At 36.3% G+C, this 18,323-nt stretch carries 21 protein-coding genes; 13 read left to right on the forward strand and 8 right to left on the reverse strand.

Annotation, left to right across the window (positions count from 1 at the left end; translation table 11 throughout):
• Positions 1-8 precede the first annotated feature (8 nt).
• A complete protein-coding gene (locus tag GGG_RS0101900) occupies positions 9-383 on the reverse strand; it encodes a lysozyme inhibitor LprI family protein (RefSeq protein WP_010111619.1) in 375 nt (124 codons plus the stop codon).
• 143 nt (positions 384-526) lie between these two features.
• Entirely contained in the window at positions 527-883 is a 357-nt protein-coding gene (locus tag GGG_RS19390; protein WP_010111620.1) for a hypothetical protein, read from the reverse strand.
• 202 nt (positions 884-1,085) lie between these two features.
• Between GGG_RS19390 and GGG_RS0101910 the strand changes: the two genes are divergently transcribed.
• From GGG_RS0101910 to gcvH, 10 genes are all read left to right on the forward strand, one after another.
• Positions 1,086-1,391 carry a hypothetical protein gene (locus GGG_RS0101910; RefSeq protein ID WP_029574400.1) on the forward strand — a complete coding sequence of 102 codons (306 nt, stop codon included), beginning with the start codon at positions 1,086-1,088 and terminating at the stop codon, positions 1,389-1,391.
• 155 nt (positions 1,392-1,546) lie between these two features.
• Positions 1,547-2,929 carry an AarF/ABC1/UbiB kinase family protein gene (locus GGG_RS0101915; protein WP_010111623.1) on the forward strand — a complete coding sequence of 461 codons (1,383 nt, stop codon included), beginning with the start codon at positions 1,547-1,549 and terminating at the stop codon, positions 2,927-2,929.
• A 251-nt stretch (positions 2,930-3,180) separates the two neighbouring features.
• On the forward strand, positions 3,181-4,467 hold the full coding sequence (locus GGG_RS0101920; RefSeq protein WP_171057635.1) for an acyl-CoA dehydrogenase family protein: 1,287 nt from the start codon (positions 3,181-3,183) through the stop codon (positions 4,465-4,467).
• Between the two features lie 40 nt (positions 4,468-4,507).
• Positions 4,508-5,707 (forward strand): acyl-CoA dehydrogenase family protein, encoded by a 1,200-nt coding sequence (locus tag GGG_RS0101925; protein ID WP_010111625.1) that lies wholly within the window; start codon positions 4,508-4,510, stop codon positions 5,705-5,707.
• A gap of 168 nt (positions 5,708-5,875) precedes the next feature.
• Positions 5,876-6,364: a GNAT family N-acetyltransferase gene (locus tag GGG_RS0101930; RefSeq protein ID WP_010111626.1), complete on the forward strand. Its 489-nt coding sequence runs from the start codon at positions 5,876-5,878 to the stop codon at positions 6,362-6,364.
• 82 nt (positions 6,365-6,446) lie between these two features.
• Positions 6,447-6,785: an antibiotic biosynthesis monooxygenase gene (locus tag GGG_RS0101935; RefSeq protein WP_010111627.1), complete on the forward strand. Its 339-nt coding sequence runs from the start codon at positions 6,447-6,449 to the stop codon at positions 6,783-6,785.
• A gap of 66 nt (positions 6,786-6,851) precedes the next feature.
• Complete coding sequence (locus GGG_RS19395) at positions 6,852-7,706, forward strand: FkbM family methyltransferase (RefSeq protein WP_010111629.1); 855 nt, start codon at positions 6,852-6,854, stop codon at positions 7,704-7,706.
• Between the two features lie 161 nt (positions 7,707-7,867).
• The gene (locus GGG_RS0101945) at positions 7,868-8,317 is read left to right on the forward strand and encodes a MaoC family dehydratase (RefSeq protein WP_010111630.1); all 450 of its coding nucleotides are present in this window, start codon (positions 7,868-7,870) and stop codon (positions 8,315-8,317) included.
• Between the two features lie 153 nt (positions 8,318-8,470).
• Positions 8,471-9,502 carry an AraC family transcriptional regulator gene (locus tag GGG_RS0101950; RefSeq protein ID WP_010111631.1) on the forward strand — a complete coding sequence of 344 codons (1,032 nt, stop codon included), beginning with the start codon at positions 8,471-8,473 and terminating at the stop codon, positions 9,500-9,502.
• Positions 9,503-9,610: 108 nt separating this feature from the next.
• On the forward strand, positions 9,611-9,985 hold the full coding sequence (gene gcvH / locus GGG_RS0101955; RefSeq protein WP_010111632.1) for a glycine cleavage system protein GcvH: 375 nt from the start codon (positions 9,611-9,613) through the stop codon (positions 9,983-9,985).
• A gap of 171 nt (positions 9,986-10,156) precedes the next feature.
• On the opposite strand, the gene GGG_RS0101960 is transcribed toward gcvH, so the two are convergent.
• From GGG_RS0101960 to GGG_RS0101985, 6 genes are all read right to left on the reverse strand, one after another.
• A complete protein-coding gene (locus tag GGG_RS0101960) occupies positions 10,157-11,212 on the reverse strand; it encodes a 3-deoxy-7-phosphoheptulonate synthase (protein ID WP_010111633.1) in 1,056 nt (351 codons plus the stop codon).
• Positions 11,213-11,721: 509 nt separating this feature from the next.
• Positions 11,722-12,600 (reverse strand): MBL fold metallo-hydrolase, encoded by an 879-nt coding sequence (locus tag GGG_RS0101965; RefSeq protein WP_010111635.1) that lies wholly within the window; start codon positions 12,598-12,600, stop codon positions 11,722-11,724.
• A 3-nt stretch (positions 12,601-12,603) separates the two neighbouring features.
• Positions 12,604-13,014: a DUF6691 family protein gene (locus GGG_RS0101970; protein WP_010111636.1), complete on the reverse strand. Its 411-nt coding sequence runs from the start codon at positions 13,012-13,014 to the stop codon at positions 12,604-12,606.
• Entirely contained in the window at positions 13,011-13,433 is a 423-nt protein-coding gene (locus GGG_RS0101975) for a YeeE/YedE family protein (RefSeq protein ID WP_029574402.1), read from the reverse strand. The genes GGG_RS0101970 and GGG_RS0101975 overlap by 4 nt, the downstream gene beginning before the upstream one ends.
• Positions 13,434-13,553: 120 nt before the next feature.
• Complete coding sequence (locus GGG_RS0101980) at positions 13,554-14,300, reverse strand: hypothetical protein (RefSeq protein ID WP_010111638.1); 747 nt, start codon at positions 14,298-14,300, stop codon at positions 13,554-13,556.
• 6 nt (positions 14,301-14,306) lie between these two features.
• Positions 14,307-14,573 (reverse strand): hypothetical protein, encoded by a 267-nt coding sequence (locus GGG_RS0101985; RefSeq protein ID WP_010111640.1) that lies wholly within the window; start codon positions 14,571-14,573, stop codon positions 14,307-14,309.
• 187 nt (positions 14,574-14,760) lie between these two features.
• Here GGG_RS0101985 and GGG_RS0101990 point away from each other — a divergent pair, with 187 nt between their 5' ends.
• The 3 genes from GGG_RS0101990 to sstT all read left to right on the forward strand — a co-directional run bounded on the left by GGG_RS0101990 (position 14,761) and on the right by sstT (position 18,316).
• Positions 14,761-15,072 carry a helix-turn-helix transcriptional regulator gene (locus GGG_RS0101990; protein WP_010111641.1) on the forward strand — a complete coding sequence of 104 codons (312 nt, stop codon included), beginning with the start codon at positions 14,761-14,763 and terminating at the stop codon, positions 15,070-15,072.
• A gap of 135 nt (positions 15,073-15,207) precedes the next feature.
• Positions 15,208-16,941, forward strand: a complete 1,734-nt coding sequence (locus GGG_RS0101995) for a SulP family inorganic anion transporter (protein ID WP_010111642.1) — start codon at positions 15,208-15,210, stop codon at positions 16,939-16,941.
• Between the two features lie 178 nt (positions 16,942-17,119).
• Positions 17,120-18,316, forward strand: coding sequence for a serine/threonine transporter SstT (gene sstT / locus GGG_RS0102000; protein ID WP_010111643.1), 1,197 nt, complete (start codon positions 17,120-17,122; stop codon positions 18,314-18,316).
• Positions 18,317-18,323 lie beyond the last annotated feature (7 nt).

Genomic DNA, 18,323 nt, shown 5'->3' on the forward strand with positions numbered 1-18,323 from the left:
AATAATTTTTATAATCTGAATGCAAGTCGTTCTAGCATATTTCCTCGATTGACTGTTTCTTTCAATGCACAGGTATAATATTTACTTTTATATACTTCAGATACCGATTTGTTCGCTTCATCACAACGCTGATCTCTCGATTTAACCCATTGTTTTTGGTATTTCTTTTGAGCCCTTTTTTCTTTTCCTGAATAGAGAACCAAAGTTTTTTTGAATAATGTTTCTACACGGTCATCTTGGTATTTAAACTCATCCTTTGCACAATTTGCATAGCTGTCGCTTTTTGAACTGACACAAGATAAATAATCAGAACTGTACCCCATTGCATAAATCGGCATTGGCAATAACAAAGCAACCGTTAACCCCAAGTATTTTAACGACATTCAATTTTCCCTGTAAAAAATCATTATTTTAATTAAATAGCTCACTTGAGTTTAAAAGATTTAAGAGAAATTACAATCAATAAGCGAAGTGAATCATTAAATTTGATTCGATCCTAACTACCCAAATCTAACTAAATCAAAATCTATTGGCTAATGGATATTACCACCCCATTTTTTAATGCAATATAACCCAATTCAGGATAATACCAAGTTTCACTTTTGCCCCTAGACGTGGTATAGGAACTTTTTCGTTCAGGTGCTCCCCATTTTGTGGTTTTAATCACTTGGTCACCTGACATACCAACTTTAGGTTCTCGTGCTGCTTTCCATTGTTGATATTTTTGAGCATCACCCATCGATGCTTGAGCGTGATTTAAAGATGTAGAGCCTGCACATGGTTTACCTTGATATACGGTATGCCCCTTATTTGTACAGGTATAAACTTCTGCAAAAGTGTTTTGTAAGCACAATAATGTAAAAACCCCTAAAATTTGTTTCACTACACACCTACCACGTACTTAAATTTTTAGATTTATTTTGTTATGTATTATTGTTTATTTTTAAAACAAATCAATAACTTTAATCATAAAAATGAATTTATATGTGATGCAATTGATAAAATTAGTGCTTTCACTTGAAATTGCTTATATTGACCGTTATATATACACCAAGTTTCAAACTTAAACAGAATTCAGTCAATTTATGAGCTACAAACACAATAATCTCCTCGCCATGCGTCAATCATGGTGGAATGATGAATCCAATCCATCTGTTCAAACTGAAAAACAATTCTTTCAAAACACATTGGCTGAACTTGGCGTTTATGAAACACCTTCACTTGATGATGTGAAATATTTTTTCTTTGGTTTACCTAGCATTATCATTGTCAAAGGCTATTCACTTGGATTTACAAATCGAAGTGTTAAAGACATGATTACGCATCATATTGAAACGAATAAACAATCTTTAATGCTCAAAAAAGAGATTAAAATTCAATATAGAATGTAAACTTGCAAATATTTCCAATGAATATGCGATTTAAATCAACGAAAGTAGAAATATATCGCCCCGTTTAGCGAATTGAACTATTTAAATAGCGCTATTGCATGTAATATTCTTCACAATTCATCATCTTTTCGAATCTCTATAAGGATTTTATCTTCATGTCAGATCAGAACGAAAAGCTCAAACAGTTAAAAACCTCGTCAATGGATCGTCGCTTATCAATTGCAAAAGCGTCATTATTAGCAGGGACACGCTGGGCAGCTTCAAGTGCTAGTTCAATGTTTTCAAGTGAAGAAGAAAAAGAGAAGAAACGCAAACAAGCGATGAAAGATCAAGCCAATTATCTTGTTCAAGAAATAGGTAAACTGAAAGGTTCTATCGTTAAAATCGGTCAAATGATGGCGCTTTATGGTGAACATTTTTTACCTGAAGAAATTACTCAAGCATTAAATACACTCAATAATCAAACTGTTGCACTGGCTTGGCCTGCAATTAAAGAACAATTGGTCAGTCAATTGGGTTCTAAACTAGATGACTTAACCATTGACCATGAGCCTATAGGCACAGCTTCCCTCGCCCAAGTTCATCGTGCTATACGCAAATCCGATGGTTTGGAATTGGTATTAAAAGTTCAATATCCGGGTGTGGCGGATGCAATTGATTCAGATATGAGTTTGTTTAAAAACATGCTCAAACTGACACGTATGGTGCCACAAACCCGTGAATTTGATCAGTGGTTTGATGAAGTTCGCGAAATGATGCATCGTGAAGTGAACTATCATTTAGAAGCTGAAACGACTCGTCGTTTTGGCGAAAGACTGAAAACAGATGCCCGCTATGTGGTTCCGCAAGTCATTGATCATTATTGTACCAACCAAGTTCTATGTATGACCTTTGAACGTGGTGTGCCAATTAATAGCCCTGTGATGCTGTCTTTACCGCAAGAACGCCGTAATCTGCTCGGTGAGTCTTCACTTGAAATCGCAGTTCGTGAGCTATTTGAGTGGGGCGAAATGCAAACTGACCCGAACTTTGGCAACTACTTGGTTCGTTTAGGTAATGGCGAAGATATTAAAGATAAAATTATTTTGTTAGATTTTGGCGCAATTCGTCAATTTGACGCGCAACTTCTGACTGTTGCTCGTAATTTAATCAAATCAGGTTATGACCATGATAGCCAAGAAATGGTCAATTCAATGTCAGGCTATGAGTTCTTTGACGATATGCCACTCAGTATTAAACCTGATATGGCAAAAGTATTTCTTCTTGCAACAGAAGCTTTTAGTACGTTATTGAATAACCCAGACTTACCTCCTGGCGTAATGGATGAACAGAATCGTTATGATTGGAAAAAAAGCCAATTACATAGCCGTGTAATGCAACGTGCATCTAAATCTATGGCTTCGCGTTACTTTAGTATTCCACCAAAAGAATTTATGTTCATTAGCCGTAAATTTATTGGCGCTTACACATTTATGACTGTGATTGATGCTAAAACCAATGTTCGTAAAATGGTGACTCCTTTTTTTAATAAGCACTAAATTTTCTATTTTTAAATAGAATCTAATCACCTTCGTTAAATGTCAGATTTGTCAGTGCTCAACTTTTGTTGGGCATTTTTATTTTCAAATAAAATATAAAATACAACTATTTAAATATCATTTTACACGTTCATTAACCACTTATCTAAGGTCAATGACTTTGTCAGCTTTGACATAGTTTTTTATTTTTTTGCATGTCAGGATGTTGTCATACCAACATTAAAATTACAGGGTACGACGGAATGACAAATATGGTAAACAAAGCTCAGGGGTTGGGCTTGAACTTAATCACAAAAATTGCAGGTAGTGATTTACTTGATCAATTTAAACTTCGAAAATTTGTAGAAAAATCACTTTATCAAGGCTCAAAAGCCAGTTTTAAGACGCTCACCGCAACACAAAAAGCATTTAAATCAGATTCTAATGTATCGAAACAACGCTTACCCAATCAGTCAAAATCATTATTTGATTTAAGCCTGAACGAAGAACAGCAAATGACAGTTGATGCAATGGATCAATTTGCATCTGAAGTGCTCTATCCACTTGCGCATCAAGCCGATCATGATGAAAAATTTCCAATTGAATTGTGGCAATACAGTACAGACCTTGGTTTAAATTACTATGCTCTTCCAGAAGCTTTAGGTGGTGTTGCTTCTGAAAAGAACATTGTCAGTAATATTCTCATTGCAGAATGTTTAGCCAAGGGTGATTTTTCACTTGCAGCAGGCTTACTTTCAACATTCAGTGTGATCAATGCAATTACTCAATGGGGTTCAGAACAAGTTCAAGCAACCTATTTACCAAGTTTTGCAGAAGATACAGAAATCCAAGCCAGTTTTGCAGTACAAGAAGCCACTGCTGCTTTTAATCCAATGAAACTCAAAACCAAAGCCATATCCAATGGTGGACAATTCAGTATTACTGGAGAAAAAACTTTGGTTATGCTGGGTGAAACGGCTGATTTATTCTTAGTCAGTGCCGATTTTAACGGTAAACCTGATGTATTTGTGGTGAATCGTGATGACAGTATTACCATACAAAAAACACCAGCTATGGGACTTAAAGCAACTGAAACTGTGACTTTAAGATTCGAAAATAGCCCTGCACAACGTTTAGGTGATGAGGATTTTAATTATCCAGCATTTCTAGATTTGGGAAATTTAATGTGGTGTGCGATGGCCGTAGGTACATGCGAAGCAGTAAAAGCATATTGCATTAAATATGCCAATGAACGTACTGCATTTGGTGAACCTATTTCACATCGTCAAAGTGTTGCATTCATGATTGCCGACATGGCAATTGAAATTGAAGCAATGCGTATGTTAACACTCAATGCAGCAAGCCTTGCCGAAGCTGGACAAGCTTTCCATCGGGAAGCCTATTTAGCACGTTTACTCTGTGCTGAAAAAACCATGAAAATTGGTACAGATGGTGTACAGATTTTAGGCGGACATGGTTTTACCAAAGAACATCCTGCTGAGCGTTGGTATCGTGATTTACGTGCTATGGCAATTTTACATTCAGGCTTACACGCTTAAATTAAAAAACGAATAACGAATAGAAAACAGGATAAAAATCATGAATTTACAAAATCCAAAGAAATTTAAAGTGCTTTTAGATCAAGCACATGAAACTGCACTCAATGTACTTCGTCCTATTTCACGTAAATATGACAAAGCAGAACATGCCTACCCGAAAGAATTAGATATGCTGGCTTCGTTGCTTGATGGTATGAATGACGGCGGAGAAGGTTTAAATGCAGGTGCTGCTGTGAATGTCCGTGGTGATGTTCAAGTGGGTAATAAAAATGGCGTAAACATGAGTACCGCGCTGAGCATCATTGAAATGTGCTATGGCGATACAGGTTTACTTCTGTCTATGCCACGTCAGGGTTTAGGAAATTCTGCAATTGCTGCTGTAGCCAATGATGAACAATTAGAGCGTTTTAAAGGCACATGGGCGGCAATGGCAATCACAGAGCCGGGTTGTGGTTCGGATTCTGCTGCAATTCGTACCACCGCAACAAAAGATGGTGATGACTATATTTTGAATGGTGAAAAGATTTTTGTGACTTCAGGCGAACGTGCTGATTCAGTGGTTGTTTGGGCAACTTTAGATAAAAAACTCGGTCGTGCGGCGATTAAATCTTTTGTGGTACCGAAAGGTACAGCGGGCATGAAAGTTGAAAGACTTGAACATAAATTGGGGATCAAAGCATCCGACACGGCTGCAATCAGCTTTATTGACTGCCGTGTTCCTGCTGCCAATTTACTGGGTAATGCTGAAATTGATGTGGCAAAAGGTTTTGCAGGTGTGATGGAAACATTTGACAATACCCGCCCCTTAGTTGCTGCAATGGCTGTTGGTTGTGCGAAAGCATCTTTAGAACGGATTAAAGAAATTTTTAAAGATCAACTTGATCCTGATTATGCAATGCCTTATTTACAGACCTCGAATATCGCAGCACAAATTTATCGCATGGAAGCTGAATGGGAAGCTGCTCGCCTGCTCACGATAAAAGCCACATGGATGGCTGATAATAGAAAGCCTAATTCACGTGAAGCTTCAATTGCCAAAGCCAAAGCTGGACGGATTGGTAATGAAATTACGTTAAAATGTGTCGAGTTAGCAGCAAGTGTCGGTTATAACGAAACTGAATTATTAGAGAAATGGGCACGTGATTCAAAAATCCTCGATATTTTTGAAGGAACACAGCAAATTCAACAACTTATTATTGCACGACGTGAATTAGGTAAAACCTCTAGTGAGTTAAAATAGTTTTTTTTCTTACTAAAATGATCTCCAATGAAAGGAGAAAATTATGAGAATAGGTTTTGGAAAAGTTTAAAACTGACAAACTTTTAACCAGTTAAATTTTAAACTCACCACAAGAGATGATTTTTTTGTTATAAAAATTCATCTCTTTTTTTATGCTTAGATTTTCATATGTTTAAAATTAGGCCAATTCAAGCCAAGGATAATGCAGCAATCGCTCAAATTATTCGTGATGTTTCTCAAGAATTTGGTTTAGCACCTGAATCAGGTTTTGCAGTTGCAGATCCAATTTTAGACAATCTATATGAAGTCTATGATCAAACCAATGCGCAATACTGGGTCATTGAGGATGAAGCTGGGCAAATTCATGGTGGTGGTGGTCTTTCACCATTAACAGGCGATGCTTCTATTCTTGAAATCCAAAAAATGTATTTTTTACCTACATTACGTGGTTTTGGCTTCGCCAAGCAAATTCTTGAAAAAAGCTTTGAATTTGCTCAGCAACAAGGGTTTGAATCGTGCTATTTAGAAACCACCAAAGCGCTTTGGCAAGCTGTTAAACTTTATGAAAAATTAGGTTTTGAGCATTTAAAACAACCCAAAGGTAATACTGGGCATAGTCATGCTTGTGAAATTTGGATGCTAAAAACGATTAAATAAACCACGATTTTCAATTTAGAATATTCTTAAGTTTCAACTCTGTTGATCGTGTTCATTCAGGAAATATCAGAAAGAGAATCATATGTTTATCGCCGTATATCGTTTTCAGATACATGCAGGCATGGAAGCTGATTTTATACATGCATGGAAAGTTCGCACCGAAGGTATTTATCTGTTACTCGGCTCATTGGGTTCACGACTACATAAAGATACCAAAACGGGCGATTATATTGGCTATGCACAATGGCCTACACAGAAACATTGGGAAAATGTTCAATTTGATCTGTTAAACACGGATAATTATCCTGATTATAAAAAGGCGGGTGAAATGATGAAGAAAACGATTCAACATTCTGAAACAATTTTAGAACTTGAAGTTGAAGCTGATTATTTACACAAATTTCCTTTTGCATTTGTTTAGACCAGAAATATATGTGTTTTCTTCATCAATGATGATTAGATATAAAAATAACCTTATGGACATGATATGCATCAACTTTTCAATTTATTGCAACCGCTACGTTTAACAGAAATCGTCGATATTGGTGCAAATTCTATAGATGGTGATCCCCCCTATAAAATACTTTTGCAATCAAAATTATGTAAAGTCACAGGCTTTGAACCTCAATTAGAAGCACTAGAAAAGCTCAATACGCAAAAAAGTGAATTAGAGCAATACCTCCCCTATGCCATCGGTGATGGAAATATGCATACTTTGAAAGTTTGCCAATATTCGGGGATGACCAGTTTACTTGAACCAGATCAGAATACTTTCGACAATTTTGTCGCATTAAAAGCGAATGCTACGGTTATGGAGCGTGTGCCCATTTCCACATGCAAATTAGATGATATTGATGAAATTCAAGCGCTTGATTTTCTTAAAATTGATATACAAGGTGCAGAACTGTCTGTTTTCCTTTCAGGCAAAGAGAAGTTGCGTAATGCTGTTGTTATACAAACAGAAATCTCCTTTGTTACGCTCTATGAAAATCAGCCAAGCTTTGGTGAAATTGATATTGAATTGCGTAGTCAAGGATTTATACCGCATTGTTTTGCCGCCGTAAAAAAATGGCCAATCTCACCGTTTATGTATGAAAATGAACCTTTACGGGCTGTTAATCAATTACTTGAAGCCGATATTGTATATGTTCGAGATTTTACGCAACCGCAAAATATCAGTGATGAGCAATTAAAACATCTCGCGTTGATTGCTCACGGTTGTTATCAATCTTTTGATTTAACTTTACGCTGTATAAATTTATTGGAACAACGAACAGCACTGCCAGCAGGTACCCAACAACTTTATATAAACATGTTGAATAATTCACATCATGTCGTTTGATTTTTAAACTTAGTTTTAATGAATATTTACAATGATATATCGAATGAATTTGTTCATTCACTATATAAAAACTTTAGTTTTTTATAAGACTAAGGTTCTGTTATGAAATCGTGGTTGAAGTAATATATTTTTAAGTTGTGCAAAAAAGGAAAGTTTAGATCATGTTGTATTTAGAAGATATCAATATCGGTGATCATTTTACCAGTCGTGAATATGAAATGACACTTGAAGAAATTTTAGAATTTGCCAATAAATATGATCCTCAAGTTTTCCACACCGATGCAGAAAAAGCCAAAGATCACCCTATTTTCCAAGGTCTAGCAGCAAGTGGATGGCATACTTCTGCTGTAACTATGCGTCTTTGGACAGAATGTTTTCCTGTTGCTTATGGTCTCATTGGCTCAGAATCAAGTTTAAGATGGCCAAAACCTACGCGTGTTGGCGATAAAATACATGTAGAAGTCGAAATTGTTTCTATTACGCCATCAAGAACCAAAAATGATCGTGCTATTGTAACTTATGTAACGCAAGCCAAAAATCAACATAATGATGTCCTGTTGATTTCAACCACCAAAATTGTGGTATTTAAACGTGATTTTGATGCTCATTAATTCTTAATTTGTCTTACAATATTGAGAATTTTTTACATATTCCATGACAATATATTTAGGGTCTGTAGACATTTTATAAATCGCTTAAATCTAAGCTAAAATTAAACAGACAAGGAATGAAGTAAAGCACATGTTGAGAGCAACGGATAGCAAATGAAGACAGTCTCAGGTCGCCAAGATCAGGGAATTCCTGGTGTATATGGACTATTAGTATTAGATATTGTTTCTCGCTGGGGATATAGCGCAGAAACCCTTTTTGCACCTTTTAATTTTACCAGTGAACAGTTGGCAGAACCCGAATTTCGTATTCCGACACCTCTTGCCAATGAATTAGTCAAGCATGCCTTAAAATTAACGGGTGAAACAACGCTTGGATATCACCTAGGTACACAAATGCGTATTTCGATTCATGGGTTCATTGGCTATGCCATTATGACCGCTCATGATATTACGGACGCATTAGTCCTCGCAAACCGCTTTATCCAGTTACGTATGCCCTTTTTACAATTGTATTTTTCTACTTTTGGCGAAAAAGCCACCTTACAATTGCAATGTGATATTGATATCGAGCCTTTACGTACTGAAATTGTGATGGGTCTGACCTTTGGTATTATGACCATGGCAAAGGCTTTAACGGGAATCGAGAACTTACATGGTGATATCGATTTTGATTTTCCAAAACCAGAAGGTTTTGATAAATATATAGAAAAGCTAGCTGCACGTTACGATATGAGCTTTGATCAGCCTCATTTGATTGCAAGTTTTGATAAATCATACTTAGGTTTGAAAATGGTCAATGCAGATCCAATTGCCAGTCAAATTGCGATTAATCAATGTGAGGCAGAGCTTTCGGCACTTGGAGAAAGACGCCGCCTAGCCATGCGTGTACGTGATATTTTGACTCATTCAGAGCAACATTATTTAAGTATTGAAAATGTCGCAGATCGACTACACATGTCTGATCGAACACTCAAAAGACAATTGGCTGCTGAAGGAACATCTTTTTCAACATTAGTCGATGAAGTTCGCTATCGTCATGCAACATCCCTACTCTCAAGGACGGATTATACCCTTGAGCAAATCGCTGATGAATTAGGCTATAGCGATGTTGCAAACTTTAGCCGAGCCTTCAAACGTTGGAGTGGTCGTAGCCCAAGCAGTTGGCGTAAAGACCCATATTTATAAGTCTTATTTGCTTGAATGAATAAGTTTATCAATATCTTTGCCTTTTGTTTTTATAGAAAAACCTGTATAACGCTTAGCAAAAAGAAATTGTCATATTAAGGAGTCATTATGAATCATCCTTCAGATTTGAAGTATGCAAATACACATGAATGGGTAAAAATTGAAGGTGATCTTGTGATTACTGGTATTTCAGATCATGCACAAGATGCTTTGGGCGATTTGGTTTATGTGGAAATGCCTGAAGTGGGTAGCCACGTAACTGCTGGAGCACAAGCTGGTGTGGTTGAGTCTGTAAAAACAGCATCAGATATTCATGCACCTGTTTCTGGTGAAGTTGTTGAAATCAATACAGCACTTGAAGATGATCCTGATTTTGTTAATGATGATCCGTATGGCAAAGGTTGGATTTATAAAATTAAACCTGACAATATTGCTGATGTTGAAAAACTACTAAGCAATACTGAATATGAAGCAGGATTATGAATCCTCTCCCTAACCCTCTCCTTTATAAAGGAGAGGGAACTTCCATTGTAAATTAAATGTTCATTACAACTCAACTTACGCAAGAAGCCTATTGAACAGCAACTTAAAAACAAAAAGATCAGATTAATCTGATCTTTTTAATGCTTAGATTTTAGAATTTAGCTTAGGCAATTAAGCAGTACGCAATAAAGGTTGAACAGATAATTGTTCTGCAATATTGAGCAACAATTGCTCTGTTTTGTCCCAACCTAAACAACCATCAGTCACTGATTGACCATAGGTCATATCACATGAAATTTTCTGTTGACCATCAAGTAAATGGCTTTCCAACATCACGCCACGCACCTGCGTCATTTGTCTTTCAGCAATAATCTGTTGTAAGACCTGCGGTTGTTTCAATGGGTCTTTCGCACTATTACCATGACTACAATCAATCACTAACGCAGGCAAATGACCTTGATGTTGCTCACGAATCTGTTGAATTGATTCTGCATCGTAATTACTGCCATGATTTGCACCACGTAAAATCAAGTGAGCCAAAGGATTACCCTGACTTTGCATAATACACGGCGTTCCTTTTTGACTCATTGCCAAAAATTGATGTTCGTGGCTTGCCGATTGAATGGCATCTAATGCAATTTGAATTGAGCCATCCGTACCATTTTTGAAGCCAATGCTGAAAGGCATATGACTTGATATTTCACGGTGAATCTGCGACTCACTAGTACGTGCACCAATTGCACCCCAAGCCAATAAATCATCGAAATAAGCTGTCGCCATTGGGCTTAAAATCTCACTGGCAATCGGCAAACCCATTTCGATGATCTGTAAATAAAGTTGGCGTGATTTTTCTAAACCAAGTTGCATATTGGATGATCCATCAAGATTTGGATCATATAAAAAACCTTTCCAACCGACTGTAGTACGTGGCTTTTCAATATAAGCACGCATCACTAAAAAAATTTGATCTGAGATTTTACTTTGAATTTGTTTTAATTTTTCTGCGTATTCGAGTGCTGATTTTTCATCATGAATTGAACATGGCCCAGCAATGACCAGTAAACGATGGTCATGACCATCCAATATATTTTGGATCGTTTGACGCTGTTCTGCGATTTGAATCGCGAGTGTATGATTTAATGAATATTTTCTTTTTAAATCATGCGGCAAACTCAGTTCGATTTCTTGACTTTGATTTTGTTGTAAAGCGATATTTAAAGCATTCATGATGTATTCCTTTGGACTTTTTAACAGTCCTTACTTTTATTTGAGCGTATGTGATCTATTCGAACGGGGCTGACCAAAATAAAACCAATAAAAGTTGCTAAAATATACGTTATTCAATGTCATCATGATGTTCTCCAAATGTCTCAAATCAAAAGCTTATAAAGTAAAAGGCATAAAAAAACCTGATCGGTGTTGCCGATCAGGTATTAACTTTGATGGGCAACTATTTCAGTGCCCGAACGACTTCAGGCAACTATTTAAAGAATTGCCAAAAATAATAAGAAGTAGCGATTACTGGTTGCTTTAACATCTTCATGTCGTTCATAAAATCTGTATTAAATTTACAATACTCTCTGTTCACCGACTTTACAAGCGTTTTTTTATGTTTTTGATGGATTGACGAAAATTGCCGATGCTTAAATTTAAGCAATTTTGTTGGAGAAAATTCAATTCAACGAACCATTAACTTTTAAGCCTAACTATTTCAATTAAATATATTTAAAAAACAATTATTTAAAATAGTTGAAAGGCAATTTCAAATAACCCATCCCATTTGCTTCTGGCACTGGAAACTTTCCACCTGCCATATTAATTTGAATGGCGACTAAAATCAGTTTAGGCATTGATAAGGTTGCATCACGTTGTTCACGCATTGTAATAAACGCTTGTTTATGAACACCTATATGGATATGAATATTTTGCATACGCTGTGTTTTTATATCTGTTTGACACATATAGTTTTGCCTAGAGTTGGCCAATTGAGGTAAATAGTCATGGCACAAATACATTCGCATATTTTCAGGTAATTTAAATATTTGTTGCACAGAATCATAAAGTTGAGATGCACTTCCTTTAGGAAAATCACATCGAGCTGTTCCATAATCTGGCATAAACAAGGTATCTCCAACAAATATCGCATCACCAATCACATAACTCAAACATGCAGGTGTATGACCTGGTGTCGGAATGTTATATGCCTCTAACGCCCCTATTCTAAAAACTTCTTGATCTTTAAATAGATAATCAAATGCTTGATGAGAATTTAATGCTTTAATATCAATATTATAAATATGAGAGAAAGTATCTTGAACGATAGCAATTTTTTCACTCATTGCAATTTGTCCACCTAACTGCTCTTTTAAATATTGTGACGCCGTTAAATGGTCGGCATGAACATGCGTTTCAAGAATCCATTGTACTGTTAAATGCTGTTTTTGAATGTAATCAATGATTTGATCTGCATGATGGGTCGATGTCGTTGCTGACGCTGCATCATAATCCAAAACACTATCGATAATTGCACAACACTGGGTCTGAGGATCGCTAACCACATAACTAAAGGTATGGCTCGATTCATCAAAAAAATCTTGCACCAATGGACGAATCATTGCTTATGCTCCTGCGACCTGACGCTGAATCAATATACCAAGTAACATGGCGACAATAAAATACAGTGCTTGTGCATAGCCCAAACCAATCAGTGTCAAGGCAGGTGCAGGACAAATCCCTGCGATTCCCCAGCCTATACCAAAAATAAATGCACCTGAAACCAAGTTCCGATCTAATTGTGTCTTTTGCGGTAGCTCAATGACTTCATTAAAAATGGTCACAGGTTTACGCATAGCTTTTTGAAATGGAAAAAATGCTACAGCGATCGCACCAATCATCACAAAGGCTAAACTTGGATCCCAATCTCCAAATACGTCTAAAAAACCAATCACTTTGGCAGGATTAGACATACCTGAAAGCATTAAACCGAATGCAAATAATCCACCAAAAATAAAAGCCAAAATATTTTTCATAGTTCAACGCCAATCACGTGACGAATGACATAAACCGTTATAAATCCAGACAACATAAAAATACTTGTTGCTACGATAGAACGTTTTGACAAACGACTGATACCACAAATCCCATGCCCACTGGTACAGCCTGAACCTAGACTTGTACCAAACCCAACCAATAATCCTGCAAGAATTAAAATCATTGGACTTGACGTTACCAATGTAATTTGAGGTTTGAAGATGAACCCGTAAAGGAATGGCGTAAGCAATAAACCTGATAAAAACCATATTGCAGGTGTTTTGAATATGCTTTTTGGATTGAATACTTGCGCGATTAAGCCACTCACCCCTGCGATGCGGCCATTACAAAATAAATAGCCTACAACAGACAACCCAAGGAGGATTCCGCCTAGTAAAGCCAACATGATATCCGATATAAAAGCAGGCATGATTTTAAATTCAAACAATATATGTTTTTATAATATATATTTTCAATAACTAATCAATCTAATTTATGCTACAAACAGTTTTTATTTTTATCAAATTTATCAAAGATACTAACTGAACTCATCTAGTACCTTATCTACAAACCATTTAGGAAAATATTCTACGGCAGGATTAAGCTTTAAAACTTCAGCTTTTTCTATTTCTGCAATAAATGCTGCTTTTTCACCATGACTAGAATTGTCAAAAATATAGGCACGATCTGAAGCTTCAATCGCAGCCATGAGCAAATCTAAACTACGATAATAACGTTCACGGATTTTTTGTTCAGGAACAGGATGACCACCTGCATGAACACGATAATGTACGCGACCAATATTAATTTCTGGGTCTACTGTTGCAACATAATATAAATAGGTTTTAAATCCTTGCTTCTGTGCTTCTCTCAAAAATTCGACTTTACTACTATGCGACATGACCGTTTCAAAGGTAAAACTAATTTTTAGCCTGAGAAATTCCATGCGAATAAAGTCGATAATTCTAGCGCACAAATAAGAATCTATTTCTTGTTGTTGAAAATGGATTGAGCCATCATTTGAAATTTGTGGATTTTCTAATAATAATGGAACAAATTCACTAGCTTGCTTACGTTTTTTGATCTTTAAAAATTGAATCAATGCATCTGCATCTAAACTTTTATGATAATGGTCTAACTTTAAAACAAGTGTTTGTTTTAGTTCTTTTTCTAATTCATCTGCATTTAAATATGCCCCAATTTGATGGGGCGCTAAATAATCTTTAATGGTGCTTTTACCAGAACCATTTGGCCCTGCAAACATTCTAATTCGTGGTTGACGCATAGAAGCTTATGCCATCACCTCTTGTTTATTTTTACGTTTTAATACACTACGTTTAAGCTGCGGAACAACATAAGCTTTTGATAAATCTTTTAGAATAACTTCTTTGCCAGCTTGCACTGCGATTAGTTTAAAGTTTTGAGCATAAACCACTGGATGTTCAGATTGAATCGCATATTCAAATGCATCAGAAAAAGACTGAATCGCCAATTTAGGAATGGTTGCTTCTTCACGCAATGTTGTTTTCATCACTGTCATCGTTGTTGAAGTGTTCATATTCTACTCCAGCATCTAACTTATAAGATGTTTAGTTCATCTTACCATAATCCATATTTTTGTCTATTTTGTAGCATCTATAGTTTTTGAATCATGTCTGCGTAAAAAACAAACAAAGAAAATATAAAATCCATGCGATATATTATGTAGCAGTTATACTAACCTAAACAGTATGGAAAGCTTAAATATGTCTAATGGTCTTGAAATTGATGTAATGCGGGAATCTGCATCATCTGTAGTGACGATTTTAAAATCCTTAGCCAATGCAGATCGTTTACTTATTTTGTGTCATCTGGCTCATGAAGAACTAAACGTTTCTCAAATTGAAGAGAAAACCCAAATTAATCAACCAACACTTTCTCAACAATTAATGATGTTGCGTAAAGGTGACGTTGTTTCAACTAGACGTGATGGCAAACAAATTTATTATTCTATTAAGGATGAGAAATTAGTTGTTGTGTTAAAAACTTTATATGATCTTTATTGCCCCAAAGCATAGTCTGATTTAACTTTAATAATTCAAACAATAATTAAAATAATTTAAAACAAGATGATCATTACAGGCCTGATCAGCCCTATTTTTCTTAGCATTTTTTATGCATAATATATATGAAAATATGATAATGAAAGCGTAATGCCCATTCCCAAGATTCAACTCAGTAAAATTCTCCCAGCATGGCTATGGCTTCAAGATTACAATGGAGCCAAATTCAGAGCTGATTTACTCGCAGCACTTATTGTCATTGCAATGCTTGTTCCACAAGGCATGGCTTATGCAATGGTAGCGGGCTTACCGCCTGTTACGGGACTGTATGCCAGTATCTTACCGATGATTGTCTACGCATTGATCGGCGGAAGTCCGACATTGTCAATTGGTCCAGTTGCACTTATTTCCATGATGACCTTTGCCACGCTTGAACCTTTATATGAAGTGGGTTCCCCTGTTTATATTCAAGCGGCATGCTTGTTGGCTTTATTGGTGGGTATACTTTCGACTTTATTGGGTATTTTCAGGTTTGGATTTTTAATTCGCCTGATCAGTCATCCTGTCATTAAAAGCTTTATCATCGCTTCGGCAGTGCTAATTGCACTGAGTCAGGTTAAATTTATACTCGATGTACCATTAAGATCGGGCGATATTATTGAATTTATTCAAAGCGCATGGCAATACTTACCGTTGACCAGCACAGCAACACTTGTTTTCGGTATTGGCTCAATTTTATTTCTAATTTATATACCGAAATTACTTAACACTCAGATTTTCAAATCATTTACAAATGTGATTCAGTTTTGGATTAAAGCTCTACCTTTACTACTGGTCTTTATTTCGATTGGTTTAGTACAATTTTTTCATATCGATCAATTAGGTATTAAAACGGTAGGAGAAATTCCCTCAGGATTTCCACCATTAAGCATGCCCTTTTGGAGTTGGGATTTAGTCATTCAACTGTTACCGGGCGCTGCGATGATCACTATGGTGAGCTTTGTTGAATCCATTTCTATTGCTCAGGCTACAGCGTTTCAACAACGAAGTGAATTAAATAGTAATCAAGAGCTGATTGCATTAGGCGTAGCAAATATCAGTGCAGGGATCAGTGCTTCATTTCCTGTAACAGGTAGTTTATCTCGAACTGTGGTCAATGCTGATGCAGGTGCTAAAACGCCAATGGCAGGTGTTTTATCTTCAATTTTTATTGTCATTGTCAGTCTGTATTTTACAGGCGTGTTCAAAGAATTACCGTTGGCGATTCTCGCTGTAACAATTATGGTCTCTATTTGGAAATTGGTCGATTTTAAACCTTTTATTGAAACATGGCGTTATTCAAAGGCAGATGGTATTGCCATGTGGGTGACCTTTTTCGGTGTGTTGTGTATTGATATTTCGACAGGTTTGATTATTGGTATTGTTTCTACATTTATATTGTTGTTGTGGAGAATTAGTCGACCACATATTGCCGTGATCGGTTTAGTTGAAGGCACACAACATTTTAGAAATATTTCACGTCATGATGTATTGACCAGCGCCAATATTGTATCTATTCGTATTGATGAAAATTTAACCTTTTTAAATGCCAATACGCTCAAAGAATTCGTGATTTCTGAGGTGAGTAAAAATCCAGATTTGCACCATGTCGTGATCAATTGTTCAAGTATTAGTAATATTGATTTGAGTGCTTTAGAAACCTTAGAAGAAATTAATCGTGAATTGGATAAACTGAAAATCCAATTACATTTATCTGAGGTGAAAGGCCCTGTGATGGATCGACTAAAGCAATCAAATTTGGTCAAGGAACTGAGCGGTCAGTTTTTTTTAACGCATTATCAAGCTATGCATAAACTGGACGCACAAAGTTTTTATCATATCTAACAATGTTAAATGGATTGATTTAAAAGCATTTTTTACACTTATTTTTGGAAAAACTTGTATATTTTTTAATATCTTACTTTTTATCTAAAAATTGTATTTTTTATGTGATCCTGTTTAGGTATAGAATAGTCAGCTTGTTTATTGATTTTAGGCCAGTTTAGGCATTTAAGGTTCGCATATGTTCGCTGCCCTAGCACGTTTAAGTTTAGTTACACGTATTCTAATTGCTATTATTTTGGGCTTTTTAGTGGCCTACCTTTTTCCAAGTTCTGCTGAATATTTTAATATTTTAGGCGAATTATTTATTAAGGCACTGAAGTCTGTAGCGCCTATTCTCGTATTTGTATTGGTTACAGCATCAATTGCAAACTTTAAGGTCGGTGAAGGTGCTGGAAACCTCAAACCTATTCTTGGATTGTACGCGGTCGGAATGCTCTTGGCAGCATTGAGCGCTATGATTGCAAGTACAGTATTTCCAAGCACTTTGATCTTTACTCATGCATCGGATGCAACTTTACAGCCACCTGGTAGTGTCGCAGAAGTTTTAAAAAATCTTTTACTGAGTTTTATTGCCAATCCGATCTCTGCATTAGATCAAGCCAATTTTATTGGTATTCTTGCTTGGGCGGTAGGTTTAGGTGCAGCGCTTCGTCATGCTTCTGACACAACCAAACAAATGATTATTGATGTTGCAGGTGCAATTGATTCAATTATTCGTATTGTGATTGCTTTTGCGCCAGTCGGTATTTTTGGTTTGGTTGTTGCGACTTTTGCACAAGCAGGCTTAGAAACACTGAAAAACTATGCACAATTGATTGCTGTTCTTGTTGGGACTATGATTTTTGTGGCATTGGTGATTAATCCGCTCATCGTTGCTGTGGTGATGCGTAAAAACCCATATCCATTGGTTTTAAAATGTTTAAGAGAAAGCGGTATTACTGCATTCTTCACACGTAGTTCTGCTGCAAACATTCCTGTAAACCTTGATCTTGCAAAACGCTTAGGTGTTTCAGATACGACGGCAAATGTAGCAATTCCATTAGGTGCAACAATCAACATGGCAGGTGCTGCTGTAACGATTACTGTACTGACCTTAGCTGCTGTACATACACTGGGTATTCAAGTTGACTTAGTTACCATGATTATTCTGTGTATTGTTTCTGTCGTGACCGCATGTGGCGCTTCAGGTGTCGCAGGTGGGTCATTATTGCTTATTCCTGTTGCATGTGGGTTATTTGGTATTCCATCAGAAATTGCAATGCAAGTAGTTGCAATTGGTATGGTGATCAGTGTTTTACAAGATTCAACTGAAACTGCTTTGAACTCTTCTACTGATGTCTTATTTACAGCAGCCGTAGATCTTTCTAAAAAGTAATACATTC

The sequence above is a fragment of the Acinetobacter sp. P8-3-8 genome (assembly GCF_000214135.1).
In the GTDB taxonomy this organism is placed as follows: Bacteria; Pseudomonadota; Gammaproteobacteria; order Pseudomonadales; family Moraxellaceae; genus Acinetobacter.

Excerpts from the sequence above, each read along its gene's own strand:
- GGG_RS0101900 (WP_010111619.1), bottom strand. The coding sequence starts at position 383 with ATGTCGTTAAAATACTTGGGGTTAACGGTTGCTTTGTTATTGCCAATG.
- GGG_RS0101910 (WP_029574400.1), top strand. The coding sequence starts at position 1,086 with ATGAGCTACAAACACAATAATCTCCTCGCCATGCGTCAATCATGGTGG.
- GGG_RS0101915 (WP_010111623.1), top strand. The coding sequence starts at position 1,547 with ATGTCAGATCAGAACGAAAAGCTCAAACAGTTAAAAACCTCGTCAATG.
- GGG_RS0101920 (WP_171057635.1), top strand. The coding sequence starts at position 3,181 with ATGGTAAACAAAGCTCAGGGGTTGGGCTTGAACTTAATCACAAAAATT.
- GGG_RS0101925 (WP_010111625.1), top strand. The coding sequence starts at position 4,508 with ATGAATTTACAAAATCCAAAGAAATTTAAAGTGCTTTTAGATCAAGCA.
- GGG_RS0101930 (WP_010111626.1), top strand. The coding sequence starts at position 5,876 with ATGTTTAAAATTAGGCCAATTCAAGCCAAGGATAATGCAGCAATCGCT.
- GGG_RS0101935 (WP_010111627.1), top strand. The coding sequence starts at position 6,447 with ATGTTTATCGCCGTATATCGTTTTCAGATACATGCAGGCATGGAAGCT.
- GGG_RS19395 (WP_010111629.1), top strand. The coding sequence starts at position 6,852 with ATGCATCAACTTTTCAATTTATTGCAACCGCTACGTTTAACAGAAATC.
- GGG_RS0101945 (WP_010111630.1), top strand. The coding sequence starts at position 7,868 with ATGTTGTATTTAGAAGATATCAATATCGGTGATCATTTTACCAGTCGT.
- GGG_RS0101950 (WP_010111631.1), top strand. The coding sequence starts at position 8,471 with ATGAAGACAGTCTCAGGTCGCCAAGATCAGGGAATTCCTGGTGTATAT.
- gcvH (WP_010111632.1), top strand. The coding sequence starts at position 9,611 with ATGAATCATCCTTCAGATTTGAAGTATGCAAATACACATGAATGGGTA.
- GGG_RS0101960 (WP_010111633.1), bottom strand. The coding sequence starts at position 11,212 with ATGAATGCTTTAAATATCGCTTTACAACAAAATCAAAGTCAAGAAATC.
- GGG_RS0101965 (WP_010111635.1), bottom strand. The coding sequence starts at position 12,600 with ATGATTCGTCCATTGGTGCAAGATTTTTTTGATGAATCGAGCCATACC.
- GGG_RS0101970 (WP_010111636.1), bottom strand. The coding sequence starts at position 13,014 with ATGAAAAATATTTTGGCTTTTATTTTTGGTGGATTATTTGCATTCGGT.
- GGG_RS0101980 (WP_010111638.1), bottom strand. The coding sequence starts at position 14,300 with ATGCGTCAACCACGAATTAGAATGTTTGCAGGGCCAAATGGTTCTGGT.
- GGG_RS0101985 (WP_010111640.1), bottom strand. The coding sequence starts at position 14,573 with ATGAACACTTCAACAACGATGACAGTGATGAAAACAACATTGCGTGAA.
- GGG_RS0101990 (WP_010111641.1), top strand. The coding sequence starts at position 14,761 with ATGTCTAATGGTCTTGAAATTGATGTAATGCGGGAATCTGCATCATCT.
- GGG_RS0101995 (WP_010111642.1), top strand. The coding sequence starts at position 15,208 with ATGCCCATTCCCAAGATTCAACTCAGTAAAATTCTCCCAGCATGGCTA.
- sstT (WP_010111643.1), top strand. The coding sequence starts at position 17,120 with ATGTTCGCTGCCCTAGCACGTTTAAGTTTAGTTACACGTATTCTAATT.